We start from the raw sequence: 18,439 nt of genomic DNA, 5'->3' as shown, positions 1-18,439 counted from the left end.
CCAGGCGTCCGTACGGAGGAAAGCATGTTCCCGCACGAGCAAGTGATCATCAGACGAGGCCGTGAGTCCGGGTTGCCGATCATCGTGGCGGTGCACTCGACGACCCGGGGCATGGCGATCGGTGGCTGCCGCATGAAGGCCTACCCCGGCTGGCAGGACGGCCTGGCCGACGCCCTGCGCCTGTCCGCCGCGATGACCGACAAGTGCGCGCTGGCCGGCCTGCCCCACGGCGGCGGCAAGACGGTGATCGTCCTGCCGCCGGCCGGCGATGGCGGGAGGCAACTCGCACCGCACCAGCCCGGCGACGATCTGCGGGAGGCGGCACTGCACGACGCGGGCAGCGTCATCGAGGACCTGGGCGGCATCTACGCGACCGGGCCCGACGTCGGCACCGGTCCCGCCGACATGGTCACCATCGGCGAGCGCACCACCCACGTCTTCTGCCGCCCGGTCGAGCACGGGGGCAGCGGCGACTCCTCCCCGGCCACCGCGCTCGGCACGATCGCCGCCCTGCGGGCCGTCTGCGCCCACCGCTTCGGGTCGCCCGATCTGTCGCGGCGCAGCTTCGCGGTCCTGGGGCTGGGCCGCGTCGGCGCCCACGTCGCCCGCCTGCTCGCCGAGGCCGGAGCCAAGATCAAGGTCGCCGACATCGACGAAGCGAAGCGGGCGGCGGCACCGGAGGGATCTGTCTGGATAAATCCGGACGAGTGCCTGCGGGAGACGGTCGACGTTCTCATACCGGCGGCGCTGGGCGGCCTTCTCGGCCCGGAGACCGTGCCCGCCCTCCACTGCCGGGCCATCGCCGGGCCGGCCAACAACCAGTTGGTATCACCGGACACCGCGGCGACCCTGCACGAGCGCGGCATCCTCTGGGCCCCGGACGCGGTGGTCAGCGCCGGCGGCATCATCCACGCCACGGCCGTCGAGCTGCGGCACCGGTCCGAGCAGAACGCGCTCGCCGAGGTGGAGACCATCGGCGACACCCTCACCGCGATACTCCGCGAGGCCGACGCCCGGAGGATCAGCCCCTACGAGGCCTCCATCACCCGTTCCATCGCCGCGCGGGAGCGCCGCGTCAGCCGCAGGTAGCGGTCGACGAACTCGCCCGGATCACCGCCGCCGAGCAGCTGCACCGTGCCGGCCAGTTCGACGCCGTGCCGAGGCAGCTGGTCGGTCGGGCGGCCGCGCACCAGCGTCAGCGCGTTGCGCACCCGGGCCGCCAGGGTCCAGCCGGCCTCCATCGCGGCGGCGTCGACCTTGTCGACCAGGCCGGCGGCCACCGCGGCGGCCAGCGCCTCGAGCGTCTGCGTCTTGCGGAGCTCCGGCAGCGCGTACGCATGCCGCAGTTGCAGAAGTTGAACGGCCCATTCCACATCGGACAGGCCGCCCCGCCCGAGCTTCGTGTGGGTGTTGGGGTCGGCGCCGCGCGGCAGCCGCTCGGTCTCGACCCGCGCCTTGATCCGGCGGATCTCGACGACCTGCTCGCGGCTGAGACCGCCCGGCGGGTAGCGCATCGTGTCGGCCAGCGCCTCGAACTCGCGGCCGAGCGACTCGTCGCCGCAAACGAACCGGGCCCGCAGCAGCGCCTGCGCCTCCCACACCTTCGACCAGCGCGCGTAGTACTGCTGGTAGGCGCCGAGGCTGCGGACCAGCGGGCCCTGCCGTCCCTCCGGCCGCAGGTCGGCGTCGACGCCGAGCGGCGGGTCGGGCGCCGGCGCGGTGAGCATGCGGCGCAGCTCCTCGGCGATCGCGTGGGCGGCGGCGCTGGCCTCCCGCTCGACGCCGCGGGCCGGCTGGTCGTGGACGAAGAGCACGTCGGCGTCGGAGGGGTAGCTCATCTCGTAGCCGCCGAGCCGGCCCATCCCGATGACGGCGAACCGCAGGCCGCGGGGGCCGGGCTTGACCGCACGGGCGGCGATGAGGGCCGCGTTCAGGGTCGCGTCGGCGACGTCGGAGAGGGCCCGGCCCAGCGTCCCGACGTCGATCGGCTGGGCGGGGGCGAGGTCGCCGGCCTGGCTGAGGATGTCGGCGCAGGCCAGCCGGAACAGCTCGCGACGGCGCAACGCGCGTACGGCCGCGGTTGCCTTCTCGGCATTGTCGGCGTGCCGCTCGGCCGCCGCCGCGAACCCCACCATCAGCGCCTGGCGGTCGCGCGGCACCAGCTCGGCGTCGTCGGCGAGCAGGCGCAGCGCCTCGGGGTCGCGGGTGAGCAGGTCGGTCGCGTAGCGGGACAGGCTCAGCACCCGGGCCAGCCGCCGGGCCACCGGGCCGCCGTCGCGCAGCAGACGCAGGTACCAGGGGGTGCTGCCGAGCTTGTCGGAGACGTCGCGGTAGTTGAGCAGGCCCCGGTCGGGCTCGGGCGCGTCGGCGAACTCCTGCAGCAGCATCGGGAGCAGGGTGCGCTGGATGGCGGCGGTACGGGTGACGCCGCCGGTGAGTGCCTGCAGGTGCCGCAGCGCGGCCGCCGGATCGGCGAACCCGAGGATCACCAGCCGTTTGCGGGCCGACTCGGCGGTCATCCGCAGCGCCTCGGCCGGCACCCGGGCCACCGACTCGAGCAGCGGCCGGTAGAGCAGCTTCACGTGCAGGCGGCGCACCTGGGCGGCGTGCCCGACCCAGTCGGAGCGGAAGGCCTGGACCGCATCCCGGCCGGGCATCGCCGTGTACCCGAGGGAGGCCGCCAGCCAGCGCAGGCCTTGCGGATCGTCGGGCACCGTGTGCGTACGCCGGAGTTGTTGCAGTTGCAGCCGGTGCTCGACGCCGCGCAAGAACCGGTAGCCCCGCAGCAACGTTTCCCCGTCCTCGCGGCCCACGTAGCCGCCCGCGACCAGGGCGCGCAGCGCCGGGAGCGTCCCGCCGGCCCGCAGCGTCTCGTCGATCCGGCCGTGCACGAGCTGCAGCAGCTGCACCGCGAACTCGATGTCCCGCAGCCCGCCCGGCCCCCGCTTGATCTCCCGGTCGAGCTCGTTGGCCGGCACGTTCTCGATGATCTTGCGGCGCATGTCGCGGACGTCGGCGACCGCCTCGGGCCGCTCGGCCGCGTGCCAGACCAGCGGCGCGAGGTCGTCGATCCACTCCCGGGCCAGCGCCAGGTCGCCGGCCGCCGGGCGCGCCTTGAGCAGGGCCTGGAACTCCCAGGTGCGGGCCCATCGCCGGTAGTAGGCCTGATGGCTGGCGAGGGTGCGGACGAGCGGGCCGCGGCTGCCCTCCGGGCGCAGCGCGGCGTCGACCGGCCAGGCCACCTGCCCGCAGATCTCGATCAGCCGGGCCGCCACGGTGGTGCCGGCGCTCAGGTCCTCGTCGGTGCCCGCCACGAAGATGACGTCCACGTCCGAGACGTAGTTGAGCTCGTTCCCGCCGCACTTGCCCATCGCCACGACGGCGAGGCGCGGCTCGGTCACGCTCTCCGGGAGGCCGGCGACGGCGATCTCGTACGCGGCGGCGAGCGTCTCGTCGGCCAGCCGGCTCAGCGCCTCCATGGTCGGCTCGAGACCGCGTCCCCCGGTCAGGTCGGCGGCCGCGATGCGCAGGAGCGAGATCCGGTACGCCCGGCGCAGCTCCGGCACGGAGAGCTCACCCTCGGCCTCGAGGTGGCCCTCGGCGTTGGGCGGCAGCCCCGACTTGCTGGTGGCCAGCACCCGCCAGTCGTCGGGGTTGGCCACCAAGTGGTCGCCGAGCGCCGAGGACGCCCCGAGCACCGCGACCAGTCGCCGGCGCAGCCCGTGGTCGCGGAACAACGCTTCGAACAGCGCGTCGGTCGCCTCGTTCGGGTTGATCTCGCCGCCCGGCCCGGCGACGCCCCGCCCGTTGCTGCGGTCGGCGGCCCGCCCGGCCGCCTCGACCAGGCGGTGCAGCTGGCGCAGGGCGAGCGTCGGGTCGGCGGCCCGGGACAGCGAGTGGATCAGCTCGGCGGCGTCGGTCCCGGTCGGGCCCTGCGCCTCGGCGTCCCACAGCCGCAGCCCGGTCGGCCCGAGCAGGTCGGCGGCCTTGACGCCGTCGTCGGCGAAGCCGTACCGGGCGAGGCGGCTGGGCCTGGTCATCTACTGGCCCAGCAGCGGCAGGGTCCGGGCGTTCCCGGGGTTCGGGATGTCGGCGCCGGGCAGCGTGCCGAGCGCCAGCGACGCGAACCGGGCCGCGAACGGCTGCCACACCTCCTCGACGTCGGGCAGCACCTCGGCGATCGCGTAGGCCACCGCCTCGGCGTCGTAGCCGAGCTCGTCGAGGGTGGCCCGGTCGTCGGCGGCCCACTGCTCGATCATCTCCAGGTCGCACTCGATGTGGAACTGGACGGCCCAGGCCCGGTCGCCGAGCCGGAACGCCTGGTGCGGGTAGCGGCTGGAGGCGGCGAGCAGCACGGCCGTCAGCGGCAGCTCGGTGATCTCGTCGCGGTGCCACTGGATCACGTCGGGCAGCAGCGGCACCCACTTGAACAGCGGGTCGGTGTCGGCGGCGTCGCGCTTGCCGACCAGGCCGGGACCGATCTCCGGGCCGGCGGTGCTGCGCTCGACCAGGCCGCCGTGGGCCTGGGCGAGCAGCTGAGCGCCGAGGCAGATGGCCAGCGTGGGCACCCGGTTGCGGACGGCCTTGCGCAGCAGCCCCTCGAGCTGGGGGAACCAGGGCGCCCCGGGCGTGCCGTCGGCCGCCGCGTACGCGCTCTGGTCGCCGCCGAGCACGATCAGCCCCAGGTAGTCGTCGAGCGTCTCGGGCAGCGGGTCGCCGGCGTGCGGCCGGAGCACGGTCAGCTCCAGGCCGGCCTCGGTCAGCCACGCGCCCAGCCGGCGCAGGTCGTCGGTCGGATCGTTCTCGATCACCAGTGCGGTTCCCACGCTCCGAACCTAATCCGTGCCGGGTTCCTAATCACCGACAGGAGGTTGTCGCCACCACCCGGGAAGGTGGTCACAGCCAACGACAAAAGGAGTTTGTGAGATGCCCGCGATCAACGGAATCGGCTGGTTCGAGATCGGCACCGACAACCCGGCCGAGGCCGAGCGCTTCTACGGCGACGTCTTCGGCTGGACGTTCGGCAACGACGAGGGGGCGGCGACCGGCGCCGACGGGTCGCCCTATCGCTCGATCACCCCGCCCGGCGAGGGCCGCCCGGCCGGCGGCCTCTTCCCGACCGGCGGCAAGGTGCCGAACTACGCCGTCTTCTACGTGCTGGTGGCCGACGTCGACGAGACGGCGGCGGCGGCCGAGGCGGCGGGCGGCCGGGTGCTGGTGCCCGCGCAGCGCACGCCGGACGGGCTGACCTTCGCCCACATGCTCGACCCGTCGGGCAACCAGTTCGGCATCTTCGCCCCGCCCGCCGGCGGCGAATGAGCCCGGCCGGCGTCGATCGAGGGCCGCCTCGCGGGCGTCGGTGCCGCTCAGCCCAGCGTCAGGGCATGCACGATCTTGTCGGGGATGTCGATGTCGTAGGGCTCGAGCTCGCGCGGCGGCGGCTCCTCGGCGGTGACGGTCACCGAGCTGATCCGGTCGGTGCGGAACACGCGCACCGATCGGCGCAGCCGGCAGAACGCCACCAGGTACCAGTGGAGGGGCGTGCCGACGAAGGCCATCGGCTCGATGTCGCGCCGGGAGGTGCCGCCGCCGCGGTCCTCGTAGTGGATGCGCAGCACCCGCCGCAGCGACAGCGCGTCGCCGACGACGCGGGGCACGGCGGTCGGCGGCACGTTGCCGACGAAGTGGACGCGGCCGGCCAGCGCGCGGGCCGCGGCGGCGTCGGCCGGCGACATCGCGTTGACCAGCTTGTGCAGCGCGGTCGAGGCCGGCCCGTGGAACGGGGTGCCGTCGAGCCGGTGCAGGGCGAGCGCCATGGCCACCGCCTCGGCCGCGGTGAAGTTGACCGGGGGCAGCGTGTGCACCTTGTCGAGGCAGTAACCGCCGGTGCGGCCGGGCTCGGCATAGACCGGGGTGCCGGACTGCTGCAGGGCCGAGATGTCGCGCTCGACCGTGCGCACGCTCACCTCGAAACGGTCGGCCAGCCACCGGGCGCTGCGCGGGCGCGGCGACACCGCGCGCAGCTCCTCGATGAGGGCGTAGAGGCGGTCGGTCCGGTTCACGGAAACAGGCTAGGCCGGGGGTACGACATTCTTTTAGGCTGCGCGGATGGCCGAGCCCACGCCCGCGGTCCGGGTGTCGACGCTGGAACTGTTCTTCGACCTGGTCTTCGTCTTCACCATCACCCAGCTGGCCACCACCCTGGCCGAGCATCTCGACCTCGCCACCTTCGGGAACGTGCTGCTGATCCTGGCCGTGGTCTGGTGGATGTACTCGGGCTACGCCTGGCTGACCAACGCGGTGGCGCCGAACTCGACGACCCGGCGCACGCTGCTGCTGACCGGCATGGCCGGCTTCCTGGTGATGGCGCTGGCGATCCCGGAGGCGTTCGGCGAGTACGGCTGGCTGTTCGGCGTCAGCTACCTGGTCGTCAACGTGGTGCACACGCTGCTGTTCCGCACCGCCGGTCCGGGCGCCCGGACCGCGCTGCGGCTGCTCGGCCCGCTGAACATCCTGGCCGCGCTGCTGGTGCTGACCGGCGGCCTGGTGCCCGAGCCGTGGCGGCACCTGCTCTGGATCGCGGCGCCGCTGGTGCAGATCTCCAGCAGCTACCTGCACCGGATCGACATGCACACGATCGCGGCCGGCCACTTCGCCGAGCGCCACGGCCTGGTCGTGATCATCGCGATCGGTGAGTCGATCATCGCGATCGGCGCCGGGTTCGCGGGCGTGCACCTGGGCCCGAACGAGATCCTGGTCGCGGTGCTGGGCCTGTGCGTCGCGTACTACCTGTGGTGGTTCTACTTCGCCGGCGACGACTCCCGCGCCGAGCGCGTGCTGGCCGGCGCCGAGGATCCGCGCCGGCGGGCGCGCCTGGCCCTGCAGGCGTGGGGGTACGCCCACTACCCGATCCTGCTCGGCATCGTGGTCGCCTCGGTCGGGATCAAGAAGACCGTCGGCCACACCACCGAGCCCCTGCACTGGCCGCAGGCGCTGGCGCTGAGCGGCGGGGTGGCGCTCTACCTGCTCGGCCACGCGGCGTTCCTGGCCAAGCTGCGGCTGCGCGGCGCCTACCACCGCATCCTCTGCGCGCTGGCCGTGCTGGCGGTGATTCCGCTCGGCCATCTCATGGCCATCTATCAGCTGGTGGCGGTCGTGGTCATCATGGTCGCGGCCGCGATCATCGAGGACATTCCCGAGGTACGGCGTTCCGGCAGCTCCGCGATCAGCGACTTCGGCCGGACGGCGCCGCACGAGTGACGGTCAGCGCCGGCAGCGGAACCGCACCCGGGTGACGCCGTCGCGGTGCTCGACGGCGAGCCACTCGCTGAGCTGGTTGGCCACCCACAGGCCGACGCCGGAGCTGCGCGGGTTGACCGGCGGGCGGTAGCCGGCGAGCGGGTCGACCGGGCCGGCGCCTTCATCGATCACCTCGCAGGTGATCGCCGCCTGCTCGACCCAGACCTGGATGCGCCGGTCGCCGCCGCCGTGACGCAGGCTGTTGACCGCGACCTCGGTGACCACCAGCAGCAGGCCGGCGATCGCCGTCTGGTCCCAGCCCAGGTTGCGGGCGATCGCCTCGAGCGTCCGGCGCGCGTGCCGCAGCCGCTCCGGCCCGGTCAGCGCCAGCACGACCAGCGGCTCCGGGCCGACCGGTGGCAGCGGCTCGGCCAGGGCCCGCAGCAGGTCGTCCGGCGGTTCGTAGAGCGCATTCGGCCCGCCCCGCTCGCCGACCAGGACGGGGTGGGTGCGCCGGGCGCCGGCGATCACCCGGTCCGGCAGCCGGCGGGTGTCGTACGGGCAGATGACCCAGACCGGCACGGCGGCGAACACGTCGTTGGCCGCCGACTCGTACCGGATCCAGCTGTCGTGCCGCGGGCCGGGGCCGAACGTCACCTCGCCGACGGCACGCACCGCCGGGCGGCCGCTGCCCAGGGCCCGGTCGACCAGGCCCTTCCACCCGGCGATGGTGGCGGCCGGGCGCTCGTACCAGGTGTCGCTGTCGATGAAGGTGACCTCACCGGCGTCGGGGCCGAGGGCGTCGCGCAGCAGCCCCATGTTGCGCCGGGACACGACCGCGACCGCGGCCTCCCGCCGGCGGACCGCGCCGGCCAGGAACGGCGCCAGCGTCGAGGCGAACGTCGCGTCGTCGTCGTAGACCAGAGCCTCGTGCCGGAAAGCTGTGGCGCTACCCGAGCCTGGACTATCAGTCGGCGGAGTCGTCTCCATGATCAGTCCTCGATGCACACGCTCGGGAAGCAGGCCGACCAGGTCGCCGACTCCCAGATCCGGCGCAGCAGCGGCGGGAGCGCCCGCAGCCGGGTCGGGCCGTGCCGGCTGGAGATCACCTCGCAGGCGGCGCCGATGCTGCGGGCGCCGCTGACGTCGACGAAGCTCACCCCGCGCACGTCGAGGACCGGGGTCGGGCGGCTCGGCGCGGTCACGATCAGCATGCGGTAGACCTGGTCGGCGGTCAGGGAGTCGATCTCGCCGGAGAGCCGCAGGGCGCCGTCGCGGCCGGCGTTCATCCCGAACGCGCCATGGTCACGGGACCGGCGGGTGTGCACCGTCTCGGCCCGGAACAGGTCCTCGGGCGTCCAGTGCCGGGCGTCGTACGCGCAGACCGCGGTGATCGGCAGCTGCTTGGCCAGCAGGTCGGCGCGCAGCTCGTACCCCGGCCATGCGGCCAGCGCGCCGGGGTGATCGAGCACGAAGCGGGTGTCCACGTACGCCCGCAGGCCGGTGAGGCCGTCGTCGACGGCGGCCCGGGCGTCGGCGGCAAGAGCGGCCAGCCGCCGGTCGGCGTCGAACGTGTCGCCGGCGAAGAAGGCGGCCTCGGCCGGGGCGATCGCCAGCAGACCGCGCTCGACCAGCTCGCACACCGGCAGCCCGGCCGCCCGGAGGTCGTCCCCGATCGCGGCACCGGCCGCCCCGGCCGTCACGTGGACCTGCACGCGCTCGCGCCGGGCGAGGCCGGCCACCACGTATTCGAGCAGGTCCCGGCTTACCTCGGCCTCGCGGTCGTAGACATGGCAGAGGTGGTCGTGGACGGTCAGGTCGGCAACGGCGCGGACGGCCGGCACGACGATCACTTCCTCGCTCGTAGCGCTTTGAGCCCGGACAGCCGGATCGCGGCTCCCGCGAGACTATTAGCGCGCTTCGGCGGGTCGCCACCGGTGGGGACGGGAAACGCCCGATCGGGTGTCCCGACCGGGCGCGCCCTGAGCGTACGTGCTAGAAGGTGTGCTCCGCGGCGGGGAACTCGCCGCCTCGCACCTCCGCGGCGAACTGCTGGGTCGCGGCCGACAGGATCCCGGACAGATCCGCGTACTGCTTGACGAAGCGCGGCATGTGACCCGTGCGCAGGCCGGCCATGTCCTGCCAGACCAGCACCTGCGCGTCGGTGTCGGGGCCGGCGCCGATGCCCACGGTCGGGATCGGCAGCTCCTTGGTGATCGTCTTGGCGACCTCGCCCGGCACCATCTCGAGCACGACCGCGAACGCGCCCGCGTCGGCCACCGCCCGGGCGTCGGCCAGCACATGGGCGCCGTCCGCCTCGCGGCCCTGCACCCGGTAGCCGCCGATGGTGTGCTCGCTCTGCGGCGTGAAGCCGACGTGGCCCATCACCGGGATGCCGGCGCCGGTCAGGGCCTCGATCTGGGCCGCGACCCGGCGGCCGCCCTCGAGCTTGACCGCGTGCGCGCCGCCCTCCTTCATGAAGCGGACCGCCGTGCGCAGGGCCTGCGCCGGGCCCTCCTCGTAGCTGCCGAAGGGAAGGTCGGCGACGATGAGCGCGGTCTTGGTGGCCCGCACGACCGCGCGGACCAGCGGCAGCAGCTCGTCGACCGTCACCGGCAGCGTCGTCTCGTAGCCGAAGACGTTGTTCGCCGCCGAATCGCCGACCAGCAGCACCGGTACGCCGTTCCGGTCGAAGATCGACGCGGTGTACTGGTCGTAGGAGGTGAGCATCGGCCAGCGGTCGCCGCGGGACTTGGCGGCGATCAGGTCGCGGGTGCGTACCCGCCGGGTGGGCGGTCCGCCATACAAGGTGGGAATGTCCGACATGTCGCACTCTCCTTCCCTCGAGGCCGCGCTGGTGCGGTCCCCGGGTCCGGCCATGGTCGCACCCGGAGACGGCGCCCGGTCAGGGGTCAGTGGAGGTTCTCACACACCTTCCCGAAACCTGTTCGTAATGGGCAGGCGCCGATCGCGGCCGAACGCCTTGCCCGAGATCTTGGTGCCGGGCGCGGACTGGCGGCGCTTGTACTCGGCCAGGTCGACCATCCGCAGCACCCGGTCGACCAGAGCCGGGTCGTTCCCGGCCGCGATCAGCTCGTCGCGGCCCATGTCGTCGTCGACATACCCCTTGATGATCGGATCAAGCACGGCGTAGTCGGGCAGCGAGTCCGAGTCCTTCTGATCGGGCCGCAGCTCGGCGCTCGGCGGCTTGGTGATCGAGTTCTCCGGGATCGGCGGCTCGCCCTGCGTGTTGCGCCAGCGGGCCAGCCGGTAGACCGTCGTCTTCGGCACGTCCTTGAGCGGGTTGAAGCCCCCCACCGAGTCGCCGTAGAGGGTCGAGTAGCCGACCGCGAGCTCGCTCTTGTTGCCGGTGGTGAGCACGAGGTGCCCCTCCTGGTTCGACAGCGCCATGAGGATGACGCCGCGCACCCGGGCCTGCAGGTTCTCGACCGTGACGCCGGAGAGCGACATGTTGGCCAGGAACGCGTCGACCATGGGCTGGATGGCCTCCACCCGGTAGTCGATGCCCGTCCGCTTGGCCAGTTCGGCGGCGTCGTCCCGCGAGTGCTGGGACGAGTAACCGCTCGGCATGGAGACGGCGAAGACACGATCGGCGCCGAGGGCATCCACCGCGATCGCCGCCACGACGGCCGAGTCGATGCCACCGCTCAGCCCGAAAATCACCGATCTGAAGCCATTTTTATTGACATAGTCCCGCAGTCCCACGACCAGCGCTGACCAGATCTCCGCCTCGTCGACGATCCGCTCCGCGATGCCGCCGTCCCGTTTGTCCCGCTGAGCCGGGCGCGGCGCGGTCTCGAGCACGACCCTCGACACCGTCATCTCGTCGTCGATCCACTGCTCGACGATCGGCAGCGGCTCGGCGTCGGTCTTCTCGGCCCGGTTCGGCGTGGCGTCGGCGGCCGGCAGCGACAGGTCGTGGATCAGCAGCTCCTCGGTGAACTGCCCGGCCCGGGTGAGCAGCTCGCCCCCGGCGGTCACGATCATCGAGTCACCGTCGAAGACCAGCTCGTCCTGGCCGCCGACCGCGTTGACGTAGGCCACCGTGGCGCCCGCCTCGGCCGCCCGGCGCATCACGAGCGGCAGCCGCACATCGTCCTTGTTCAACTCGTACGGGGAAGCGTTGATGTTGAGGACCAGCCCCGCACCCGCCCGCCGCGCCGCCGTGAACGGCCCACCCGCCTGCCAGATGTCCTCGCAGACGGTGAGCGCGACGTCGACCCCGCCGAAGCGGACGACGGTCAGCGCCTCCCCCGGCTCGAAGTAGCGGTCCTCGTCGAAGACCCCGTAGTTCGGCAGGTGGTGCTTGTAGTACCTGGCGGCGACCCGCCCGCCGAGCAGCAGAGCCGATGCGTCCCGCCGCCCCCGGCCCGGCTCGTGCGAGGCGCTCGTGGCCGGCGGTCCGTCCGCGTCGACATATCCCACCACGACCGCCAGATCGCCCAGGCCGTCGGCGGCGAGATCGCGAGCGAGCGCCTCCAGGGCCGACACCGAGGACGAGACGAACGAGTTCCGGAAGACCAGGTCCTCGATCGGGTAGCCGGTCAGCATCATCTCCGGGAAGGCGACCAGCTGCGCACCCGCGTCGGCCGCCGACCGCGACCACCGGCGGACCGCCGCCGCGTTGCCGGCGATGTCGCCGACCGTCGAGTTCACCTGAGCCAGGGCGATCCGCAGCGTGGGCATGCCCTTATTCTTCCCCAAGCGCCGACCACCCAGGACGGCGCGCCCGGGCCAGGTCAGCGTAATCTCGGCGTAACGCAGCCGAGCCAGACTGGCTCGTCAGGGCAGCCACCACCAGGAGTGACCGTGGACCGACAGCAGGAGTTCGTGCTTCGCACTCTCGAGGAGCGCGACATCCGTTTTGTCCGGCTCTGGTTCACCGACGTGCTGGGCACGCTCAAGAGCGTCTCCGTCGCCCCGGCCGAGCTCGAGTCCGCCTTCGAGGAGGGCATGGGCATCGACGGCTCGGCGATCGAGGGCTTCGCCCGGGTCTACGAGTCCGACATGGTGGCCATGCCCGACCCCACCACGTTCCAGGTCTTCCCGTTCGAGGGCGGCGCCAGCGGCGAGAGCGCCCGCATGTTCTGCGACATCCTGCTCCCCGACGGCAGCGCGGCCTGGGCCGACCCGCGCCACGTGCTGCGCCGGGCGCTGGCCAAGGCGGCGGAGAAGGGCTTCACCTTCTACACCCACCCCGAGGTCGAGTTCTTCCTGGTGCAGGACGGCCCGCTGGACGGCTCGGTGCCGGTCCCGGTCGACACCGGCGGCTACTTCGACCACACCACCCACTCGGTCGCCCGCGACTTCCGCCGCCAGGCCGTGCTCGCGCTCGAGCGGATCGGCATCTCGGTCGAGTTCAGCCACCACGAGGTCGCCCCCGGCCAGCAGGAGATCGACCTGCGCTACGCCGACGCGCTGACCACGGCCGACAACATCATGACCTTCCGGCACGTGGTCAAGGAGGTGGCGCTGTCGCAGAGCGTGCGCGCGACCTTCATGCCCAAGCCCTACACCGACCAGCCCGGCAGCGGCATGCACACCCACCTGTCGCTGTTCGAGGGCGAGCGCAACGCGTTCTACGACGGCGACGACCCGATGAAGCTGTCCAAGACGGCTCGCGCCTTCATCGCCGGCCTGCTGGTGCACGCCCGGGAGTACACGGCGGTCACCAACCAGTGGGTCAACTCGTACAAGCGCCTGTTCCCGCTCCAGCTGCCCAACGCGATCACCGAGTCGCCGGCCTTCGTCAGCTGGGGGCACCTCAACCGCAGCGCCCTGGTCCGGGTCCCCGCGTTCGGCAAGCCCAACTCGGCCCGGGTCGAGGTCCGCTCGATCGACTCGGCGACCAACCCGTACCTGGCCTTCGCGGTCATGCTCGGCGCCGGCCTCAAGGGCATCGAGGAGGGGTACGAGCTGCCGCCGGGCGCCGAGGACGACGTCTGGTCGCTGTCGCCGGCCGAGCGCAAGGCGATGGGCTACGACGCCCTGCCCGAGAACCTCTCCGAGGCGATCGACGTGATGAGCAAGTCCGAGCTGGTGGCCGAGGTGCTCGGCGAGCACGTCTTCGACTTCTTCCTGCGCAACAAGCGAGCCGAGTGGGAACAATATCGCCGCGAGGTCACGCCGTATGAGCGCCAGCGCTACCTGGGGGCGCTGTAGTCTCTCCTGACCTTGGAAGGGAGAGATCGTGCTGCAAGATTTGCTCGAAGGCGCCGGCCGCAGCATTGTTTTCGGACTTGTCGGGATCGGCCTGATGGCCCTGGGATACGTTCTGATCGACATCCTGACGCCCGGAAAGCTGCGCGACCTGATCTGGGCCGAGCGCAACTGGAACGCCTCGATCCTGCTCGCGGCCAACCAGCTGGGCATCGCCCTGATCGTCTTCACCGCGATCTTCACGAGCTACGACTCGTTCGGCCAGGGCCTGGCGTCCACGGTCATCTTCGGCGTCATCGGCATCGCCATCATGGGCCTGGCCTTCCTGGTGCTCGACTGGATGACCCCCGGCAAGCTCGGCGACGTCATCTGCACTCCCGAACGCCACGGCGGCGCGATCGTCTCGGCCGCAACCCACTTCGGCGCCGCGCTCATCATCTGCGCCTGCATTTCTTAGCTTCGCCGCAGATTCGGAATTTCCGCCCGGTCCGTGGAGTAACGGGCCGGGCGCCCGCTCAGGCGCCGTGCCGGAACTCGACCTTGCGGGTCGCGGGGTCGGCCACCGTGAGCGTCGCCCGGATGCGCTCCCCCAGCGGCAGGTCACCCACGCAGCGCGCCCGCACCGCGGGATCGTCGATCGCCACCGTGCCGCCGGCCGGGCGGTTGCCACGCGGCTCGTCGCGGTCGACGACGCCCGCCTCGAACTGCTCGCCCACCCGGCCCTCCAGCAGCACGGCCTCGGCCAGGTCGACCGCACCACGGGAGGCGGCGCCGGCCAGGCGGTCGGTGTCGCCCATCGTCTTCGGGAGCCTCGGCAACGCCTCGCGGGCCCAGGCGGGCACCTCCGCACCGGCGGTCAGCGCCAGGCAAACCTCGGTGGCGTAGCGGTCGGCCAGGCGCCGCAGCGGGGCCGTCACGTGGGCGTACGGCGCGCCCACGCCGCCGTGGCCGGTCTCGGCCGGCGGGTCGCCGTCGAACGGGGTGTAGGCGGCGCCGCGCAGCAGCTCGGCGGCCTGGTCGAGGAAGGCGGCGCCACGCGGGGTGGCGGGGTCGACGCCGGCGACGACCGCGCCGACCGAGGCGCCGGCGGGCCACGGCACCCCGAGCGAGACGGCGGCGGCCCGGAGCTTTTCGACGGCCTCCGGGCGGGCGGCGGGCATGGTACGCAACAGGCCGATCCGCCCCTCGAGCATCAGCGACGCCGCGGCCATGCCGGTGAGCAGCGAGATGTGGGCGTTGTGCTCCTCGACCGGCAGCGGCGCGCGCAGCACCAGGCGCCAGCCGTCGCCGTCGCGCTCGACCTCCTGCTCGGGCAGCGGCAGGTTGACCGCGCCCCGGGCGGCGGCCCGCGCGGCCAGCAGTCGGCCGATCTCGGGCAGCAGGGCGACCGGCTCCGGCACCGTGCCCGCGTCGGCCTGACCCTGCACGGTCGGATAGTCGAGCTTGGCCCGGCTGCGGACCATCGCCCGCTCCACGGTGACGCCGACGGTCGCGCCGTCGGCGTCGAGGTCGATCGTCCACACCACGGCCGGGCGGTCGCCGTCGGGCAGCAGGCTCGCCGCGCCCTCGCCGAGCACCTCCGGGTGCAGCGGGATCCGCCCGTCGGGCAGGTAGATCGTCTGACCGCGTCGCCAGGCCTCGGCCTCGAGCGCCCCGCCGGGCCGCACGAACGACGCCACGTCGGCGATCGCGTAGCTCACCCGGTAGCCGCCGCCGGCCCGGCGGGCCAGGTGCATGGCCTGGTCGAGGTCGCGCGACGTGGCCGGGTCGATCGTCACGAACGCGATGTCGGTGCGGTCGGCGGCGGCCCGCGGCGGATCGGCGGCCGCCCGCCTCGCCTCGGCCAGCGCGTCCTCGGGAAACTCCGCCGGCAGTCCCAGCTCCCGCCGCAGGACCGAGAAGTCGATCTGCGGCGCCCACACCCTTTTGATCGGCACGGATCATTCCTACCAGCCCGCGCCCCCACGCAAACGCCGGTGGCCACGCCCGAAAGCGTGGCCACCGGCGGGAAACCCCACTATCGGGCGCGCTTGGCGGCCACCTTGCGTCCAGCGGCCGTACGGGCGGAAGCCCCCGCCGCCGCGTTCCCGGCGGCCGCCTTCCGGGCCGCCGCGGCCGTGGGCGCCTTCGCGACCTTGGCCGCGTTGGTGGCCGACGTCTTGGTGGTCGTAGCCGCCCGGCCCGCGTTGGTCGCCTTCGCCACGTTCGTGGTCTTGGCCGGCCGGCTGCCCGTGGTCGCCTTGTTGGCCGCCTTGGCGCTGGTCGCCGTGGCCCGGCCCGCCGCGGCGCGGGTGGCCGGCATCCCCGTGGTCGCCGTCGAGGCCGGCGCCTTCTTGGCCGGGCTCGCCGTGGCCGCCGTCTTCTTCGCCGCCGTAGCCTTGGCCCCCGCCGACTTGGCCGCAGTCGCCTTAGCCGCAGTTGCCTTAGCCGCAGTTGCCTTAGCCGCAGTCGCCTTCGCCCCGGTCGCCTTCGCCGCAGTGGCCTTCGCCCCGGTGGCCTTCGCCGCCGTGGCCTTGGCCCCGGTCGCCCTGCTTGCGGTCGCCTTGGCCGCGGTCGCCTTCGTGCCAGTCGCCTTGGTGCCCGCCGTCCTGGTGCCGGCCGCCCCGGTGCCGGTGGCCGTCGCCGCGGTCGCCTTGGCCGCGGTCGCCCTCGTGCCAGTCGCCTTTGTGCCAGTCGCCTTCGCCGCGGTCGCCTTGGTGCCAGTCGCCTTGGCGCCAGTGGCCTTGGCGCCGGTGGCCTTCGCCGCGGTCGCCTTGGTGCCGGTCGCCGTCCGCGTGGGCGGGGTGATCTTCGCGGCCCGGCTTGCCGCGTCCCGTCCGGAGGCCGCCTTGGCCGCCCGCACGTTCGCCATCGCCGTCGACGACTTGCCCGCCGCCGCGCGTGCCGCGTCCCGGTTGGCGGTGGCCGTCGCCGTCGACTTCCCGGAAGCGGCCCGTGCCGCATCCCGGTTGGCCCTGGCGGTGGCCGACTTCCCGGAAGCCGCCCGCGCCGCGGTCTTGTTCGCCGCCGCCGTCTTGGCCGCCGCCCGCGCCATGGCCGCCGTCGTGGCCGCCGCCGTGCTGGCCGCCGCCGCCCGGCTGGCCGAGGCCGTCTTCGCCGCGCTCTTGCTCGCCGTCGCCTTAGGCATGGCCGCCTTGCCCGCCGCGGCCTTCTTCGTAGCCGGCGCCTTCTTGGCCGCGGCCTTCGAGACCGGACGCGCGGTACCCGCCACCTTCTTGGCCGGAGCCTTAGTCGCCGGAGCCTTCTTCGCCGTCGCCTTAACGCCCGTCGCCTTGGCTTCCGTCGCCTTGGTGCCCATCGCCTTGCTGCCCGTCGCCTTGGTCGCCGTCGCCTTGGTGCCCGTCGCCTTGGTGCCCGTCGCCTTCGTCGCCGTCGCCTTGGTGCCCGTCGCCCTCGTCGCCGTCGCCTTGGTCGCCGTGGCTACCGATCGAGCCGCCGCCGCCGTCTTGGCAACCGCCTTCTTGGTCGCCGTCGTCGCCTTGGCCGCCACCTTCTTGGCCCCCGTCGCCTTTGCCGCGGCTGTCGTCTTCGCCGCCGTGGATTTGGTCGCCGCCGTGGACTTCGCCGCCGTGGACTTCGCCGCCGTGGACTTCGCCGCCGTGGACTTCGCCGCCGTGGACTTCGCTGCCGTGGACTTGGCGGCCGTGGACTTCGCCGCGGCGGGCCTGGCCGTTCCGGTGGCCCGGGCCGTCGCTGCCTTCGCCCGGGACGCCGGCCCCGTTGCCGCCTTCGTCGTCCGGGCCGCCGACTTCTTGGCTCCCGGCTCCGGCGTGACGACCGGCATCCCGGTGATCGAACCGATCACCGACGGCATGTCGGCGGCCCGGCCCCGCCGCCCGGCCGGCCGGTTCGCCGACCCGGCGGCGGTCTGGGCCGTCGCCGGCGACGTCATCGGCATCGAGTCGTCCATGTCGGCGGCCGGGGTCGGCTCCGGCGGAATCGTCGCTGTCGTCATTCCCGGGATCGGGCTCACGGCCGCCGCCGTTCGACGGGGCGTGACCGGCCGCTTGGTGGCGCCGACCCGGCCCGCGGCCCGGTTGGCCGTCGTCTTGGTGGTCGCGGTCTGCAGGCCGCGCGCCGGCGTCACAACGCCCTTCGCTGCCTTGCCCGCGGCCGGCTTGGCCACCCGCCCGGCGGCCGGCTTGGCCACCCGCACCGCGGCCGATCGACCCACGGAGGTTCCGATCGAGCGGCCGGTGCCCGCGACCTTGGCTGTGCCGGCGGAGGCCGCCGGCATACGGACGACCGGCGCCGCCGTCCGAGACGTGCCGGACTTCCCGGCGGCACCGGCCTTGCCGGCGGCGGCCTTCCCGGCGGCACCGGCCTTCCCGGCGGCACCGGCCTTGCCGGCGGCGGCCTTCCCGGCGGCGCCGGTGGTGGCGATGGTGGTGGTGCGGTTCGGGGTGCTGGGCTTGGGCACCGCGGGCCGGGTCGTGGTCGTCGTCCGGGCGGTCGCGATCGTGGTCGCGGGCTTGCGCGGGGCGGACGCGGCCGCCACCTTCTTCGCGGCCGGCGCCTTGGCGGCGGTCGCGCGCCCGGCTTTTCCGGCGCCCGTGGTAGCTCTGGTCGGAGCCTTTTTGGCAGCGGCCATCAGGGTGTTCCTCCTTGCGAATGACTGCGGGCTCGTCTCCGCCTGGAGACTGCGAATTCCGGCTTGGACACAGGGGGTCGCGGAGCCGGTGCTAGCTGACCTCCCCGGTCCAGCGGGCATCCTCGGCGTCCCACTCCGCATTGCGCTTCTCGACGGTCTCGAGTGCCCGCGTCGCTTCGTCGGCCGTGGCGTAGGGACCGAGCCGGTACTGGGCGGGACACAAGTCGTCGCCGGTCTCGACACGGCTGTCGCGAAGGCACCAGAAGTAGCCGCCTCCGCCGGGCCCACTGTCGTTCATGCAATCACTGTGCACCTCAAACCGACCATCCGCCACCGATTCGGGCAAAAAGTCCCAGATTTCCACTGTGGAAATGCGGGGATATCCACAAAAAACCGCCCCGACCGAAACCCGGCCGGGGCGGTGTGAAG

Annotated in this window: 15 protein-coding genes; 6 read left to right on the top strand and 9 right to left on the bottom strand. The window is 73.2% G+C overall.

The genetic code is table 11. The features are described from left to right. Positions 1–24: 24 nt before the first annotated feature. The gene (locus ACQP2F_RS08915) at positions 25–1,089 is read left to right on the top strand and encodes a Glu/Leu/Phe/Val dehydrogenase dimerization domain-containing protein (protein ID WP_433302388.1); all 1,065 of its coding nucleotides are present in this window, start codon (positions 25–27) and stop codon (positions 1,087–1,089) included. Here ACQP2F_RS08915 and ACQP2F_RS08910 read toward each other — a convergent pair. Both ACQP2F_RS08910 and ACQP2F_RS08905 read right to left on the bottom strand, forming a co-directional pair. Next, positions 1,029–4,040 carry a bifunctional [glutamine synthetase] adenylyltransferase/[glutamine synthetase]-adenylyl-L-tyrosine phosphorylase gene (locus ACQP2F_RS08910; protein WP_433302386.1) on the bottom strand — a complete coding sequence of 1,004 codons (3,012 nt, stop codon included), beginning with the start codon at positions 4,038–4,040 and terminating at the stop codon, positions 1,029–1,031. The genes ACQP2F_RS08915 and ACQP2F_RS08910 overlap by 61 nt on opposite strands. Beyond that, positions 4,041–4,826, bottom strand: a complete 786-nt coding sequence (locus ACQP2F_RS08905; protein ID WP_433302384.1) for a type 1 glutamine amidotransferase — start codon at positions 4,824–4,826, stop codon at positions 4,041–4,043. It abuts the gene before it with no gap. A 100-nt stretch (positions 4,827–4,926) separates the two neighbouring features. On the opposite strand from ACQP2F_RS08905, the gene ACQP2F_RS08900 reads away from it, so the two are divergent. Then, entirely contained in the window at positions 4,927–5,319 is a 393-nt protein-coding gene (locus ACQP2F_RS08900) for a VOC family protein (protein WP_433302383.1), read from the top strand. Between the two features lie 47 nt (positions 5,320–5,366). On the opposite strand, the gene ACQP2F_RS08895 is transcribed toward ACQP2F_RS08900, so the two are convergent. Continuing rightward, positions 5,367–6,062 (bottom strand): helix-turn-helix transcriptional regulator, encoded by a 696-nt coding sequence (locus tag ACQP2F_RS08895; RefSeq protein WP_433302381.1) that lies wholly within the window; start codon positions 6,060–6,062, stop codon positions 5,367–5,369. 46 nt (positions 6,063–6,108) lie between these two features. On the opposite strand from ACQP2F_RS08895, the gene ACQP2F_RS08890 reads away from it, so the two are divergent. Then, the gene (locus ACQP2F_RS08890) at positions 6,109–7,260 is read left to right on the top strand and encodes a low temperature requirement protein A (RefSeq protein WP_433302379.1); all 1,152 of its coding nucleotides are present in this window, start codon (positions 6,109–6,111) and stop codon (positions 7,258–7,260) included. A 3-nt stretch (positions 7,261–7,263) separates the two neighbouring features. Here ACQP2F_RS08890 and ACQP2F_RS08885 read toward each other — a convergent pair whose 3' ends face one another. The 4 genes from ACQP2F_RS08885 to ACQP2F_RS08870 all read right to left on the bottom strand — a co-directional run bounded on the left by ACQP2F_RS08885 (position 7,264) and on the right by ACQP2F_RS08870 (position 11,946). After that, positions 7,264–8,229 carry an anti-sigma factor RsbA family regulatory protein gene (locus ACQP2F_RS08885; RefSeq protein WP_433302377.1) on the bottom strand — a complete coding sequence of 322 codons (966 nt, stop codon included), beginning with the start codon at positions 8,227–8,229 and terminating at the stop codon, positions 7,264–7,266. A 2-nt stretch (positions 8,230–8,231) separates the two neighbouring features. Next, the gene (locus ACQP2F_RS08880; RefSeq protein ID WP_433302376.1) at positions 8,232–9,092 is read right to left on the bottom strand and encodes an MEDS domain-containing protein; all 861 of its coding nucleotides are present in this window, start codon (positions 9,090–9,092) and stop codon (positions 8,232–8,234) included. A 142-nt stretch (positions 9,093–9,234) separates the two neighbouring features. Next, positions 9,235–10,065, bottom strand: a complete 831-nt coding sequence (gene panB, locus ACQP2F_RS08875; protein WP_433302374.1) for a 3-methyl-2-oxobutanoate hydroxymethyltransferase — start codon at positions 10,063–10,065, stop codon at positions 9,235–9,237. A gap of 99 nt (positions 10,066–10,164) precedes the next feature. Further along, positions 10,165–11,946, bottom strand: a complete 1,782-nt coding sequence (locus ACQP2F_RS08870; RefSeq protein WP_433302372.1) for an NAD+ synthase — start codon at positions 11,944–11,946, stop codon at positions 10,165–10,167. Between the two features lie 123 nt (positions 11,947–12,069). On the opposite strand from ACQP2F_RS08870, the gene ACQP2F_RS08865 reads away from it, so the two are divergent. Next, on the top strand, positions 12,070–13,422 hold the full coding sequence (locus ACQP2F_RS08865; RefSeq protein WP_433302371.1) for a glutamine synthetase family protein: 1,353 nt from the start codon (positions 12,070–12,072) through the stop codon (positions 13,420–13,422). 28 nt (positions 13,423–13,450) lie between these two features. Then, complete coding sequence (locus ACQP2F_RS08860) at positions 13,451–13,876, top strand: DUF350 domain-containing protein (protein ID WP_433302369.1); 426 nt, start codon at positions 13,451–13,453, stop codon at positions 13,874–13,876. Positions 13,877–13,934: 58 nt separating this feature from the next. On the opposite strand, the gene ACQP2F_RS08855 is transcribed toward ACQP2F_RS08860, so the two are convergent. Further along, on the bottom strand, positions 13,935–15,356 hold the full coding sequence (locus ACQP2F_RS08855) for an RNB domain-containing ribonuclease (protein ID WP_433302367.1): 1,422 nt from the start codon (positions 15,354–15,356) through the stop codon (positions 13,935–13,937). An 80-nt stretch (positions 15,357–15,436) separates the two neighbouring features. Continuing rightward, complete coding sequence (locus ACQP2F_RS08850) at positions 15,437–15,721, bottom strand: hypothetical protein (RefSeq protein ID WP_433302365.1); 285 nt, start codon at positions 15,719–15,721, stop codon at positions 15,437–15,439. 4 nt (positions 15,722–15,725) lie between these two features. Here ACQP2F_RS08850 and ACQP2F_RS08845 point away from each other — a divergent pair, with 4 nt between their 5' ends. After that, a complete protein-coding gene (locus ACQP2F_RS08845; protein ID WP_433302363.1) occupies positions 15,726–18,437 on the top strand; it encodes a hypothetical protein in 2,712 nt (903 codons plus the stop codon). Positions 18,438–18,439: the final 2 nt, after the last annotated feature.

It is taken from the genome of Actinoplanes sp. CA-030573 (assembly GCF_050951115.1).
Taxonomy (GTDB): domain Bacteria; phylum Actinomycetota; class Actinomycetes; order Mycobacteriales; family Micromonosporaceae; genus Actinoplanes.
Note: the sequence above shows the minus strand (reverse complement) of the source record. Positions and strands in the feature narration are given on the sequence as shown.

Coding starts and splice junctions, on each gene's coding strand:
- ACQP2F_RS08915 (WP_433302388.1), top strand. CDS start 25: ATGTTCCCGCACGAGCAAGTGATCATCAGACGAGGCCGTGAGTCCGGG.
- ACQP2F_RS08910 (WP_433302386.1), bottom strand. CDS start 4,040: ATGACCAGGCCCAGCCGCCTCGCCCGGTACGGCTTCGCCGACGACGGC.
- ACQP2F_RS08900 (WP_433302383.1), top strand. CDS start 4,927: ATGCCCGCGATCAACGGAATCGGCTGGTTCGAGATCGGCACCGACAAC.
- ACQP2F_RS08890 (WP_433302379.1), top strand. CDS start 6,109: ATGGCCGAGCCCACGCCCGCGGTCCGGGTGTCGACGCTGGAACTGTTC.
- ACQP2F_RS08885 (WP_433302377.1), bottom strand. CDS start 8,229: ATGGAGACGACTCCGCCGACTGATAGTCCAGGCTCGGGTAGCGCCACA.
- panB (WP_433302374.1), bottom strand. CDS start 10,065: ATGTCGGACATTCCCACCTTGTATGGCGGACCGCCCACCCGGCGGGTA.
- ACQP2F_RS08870 (WP_433302372.1), bottom strand. CDS start 11,946: ATGCCCACGCTGCGGATCGCCCTGGCTCAGGTGAACTCGACGGTCGGC.
- ACQP2F_RS08850 (WP_433302365.1), bottom strand. CDS start 15,721: ATGCCGGCCACCCGCGCCGCGGCGGGCCGGGCCACGGCGACCAGCGCC.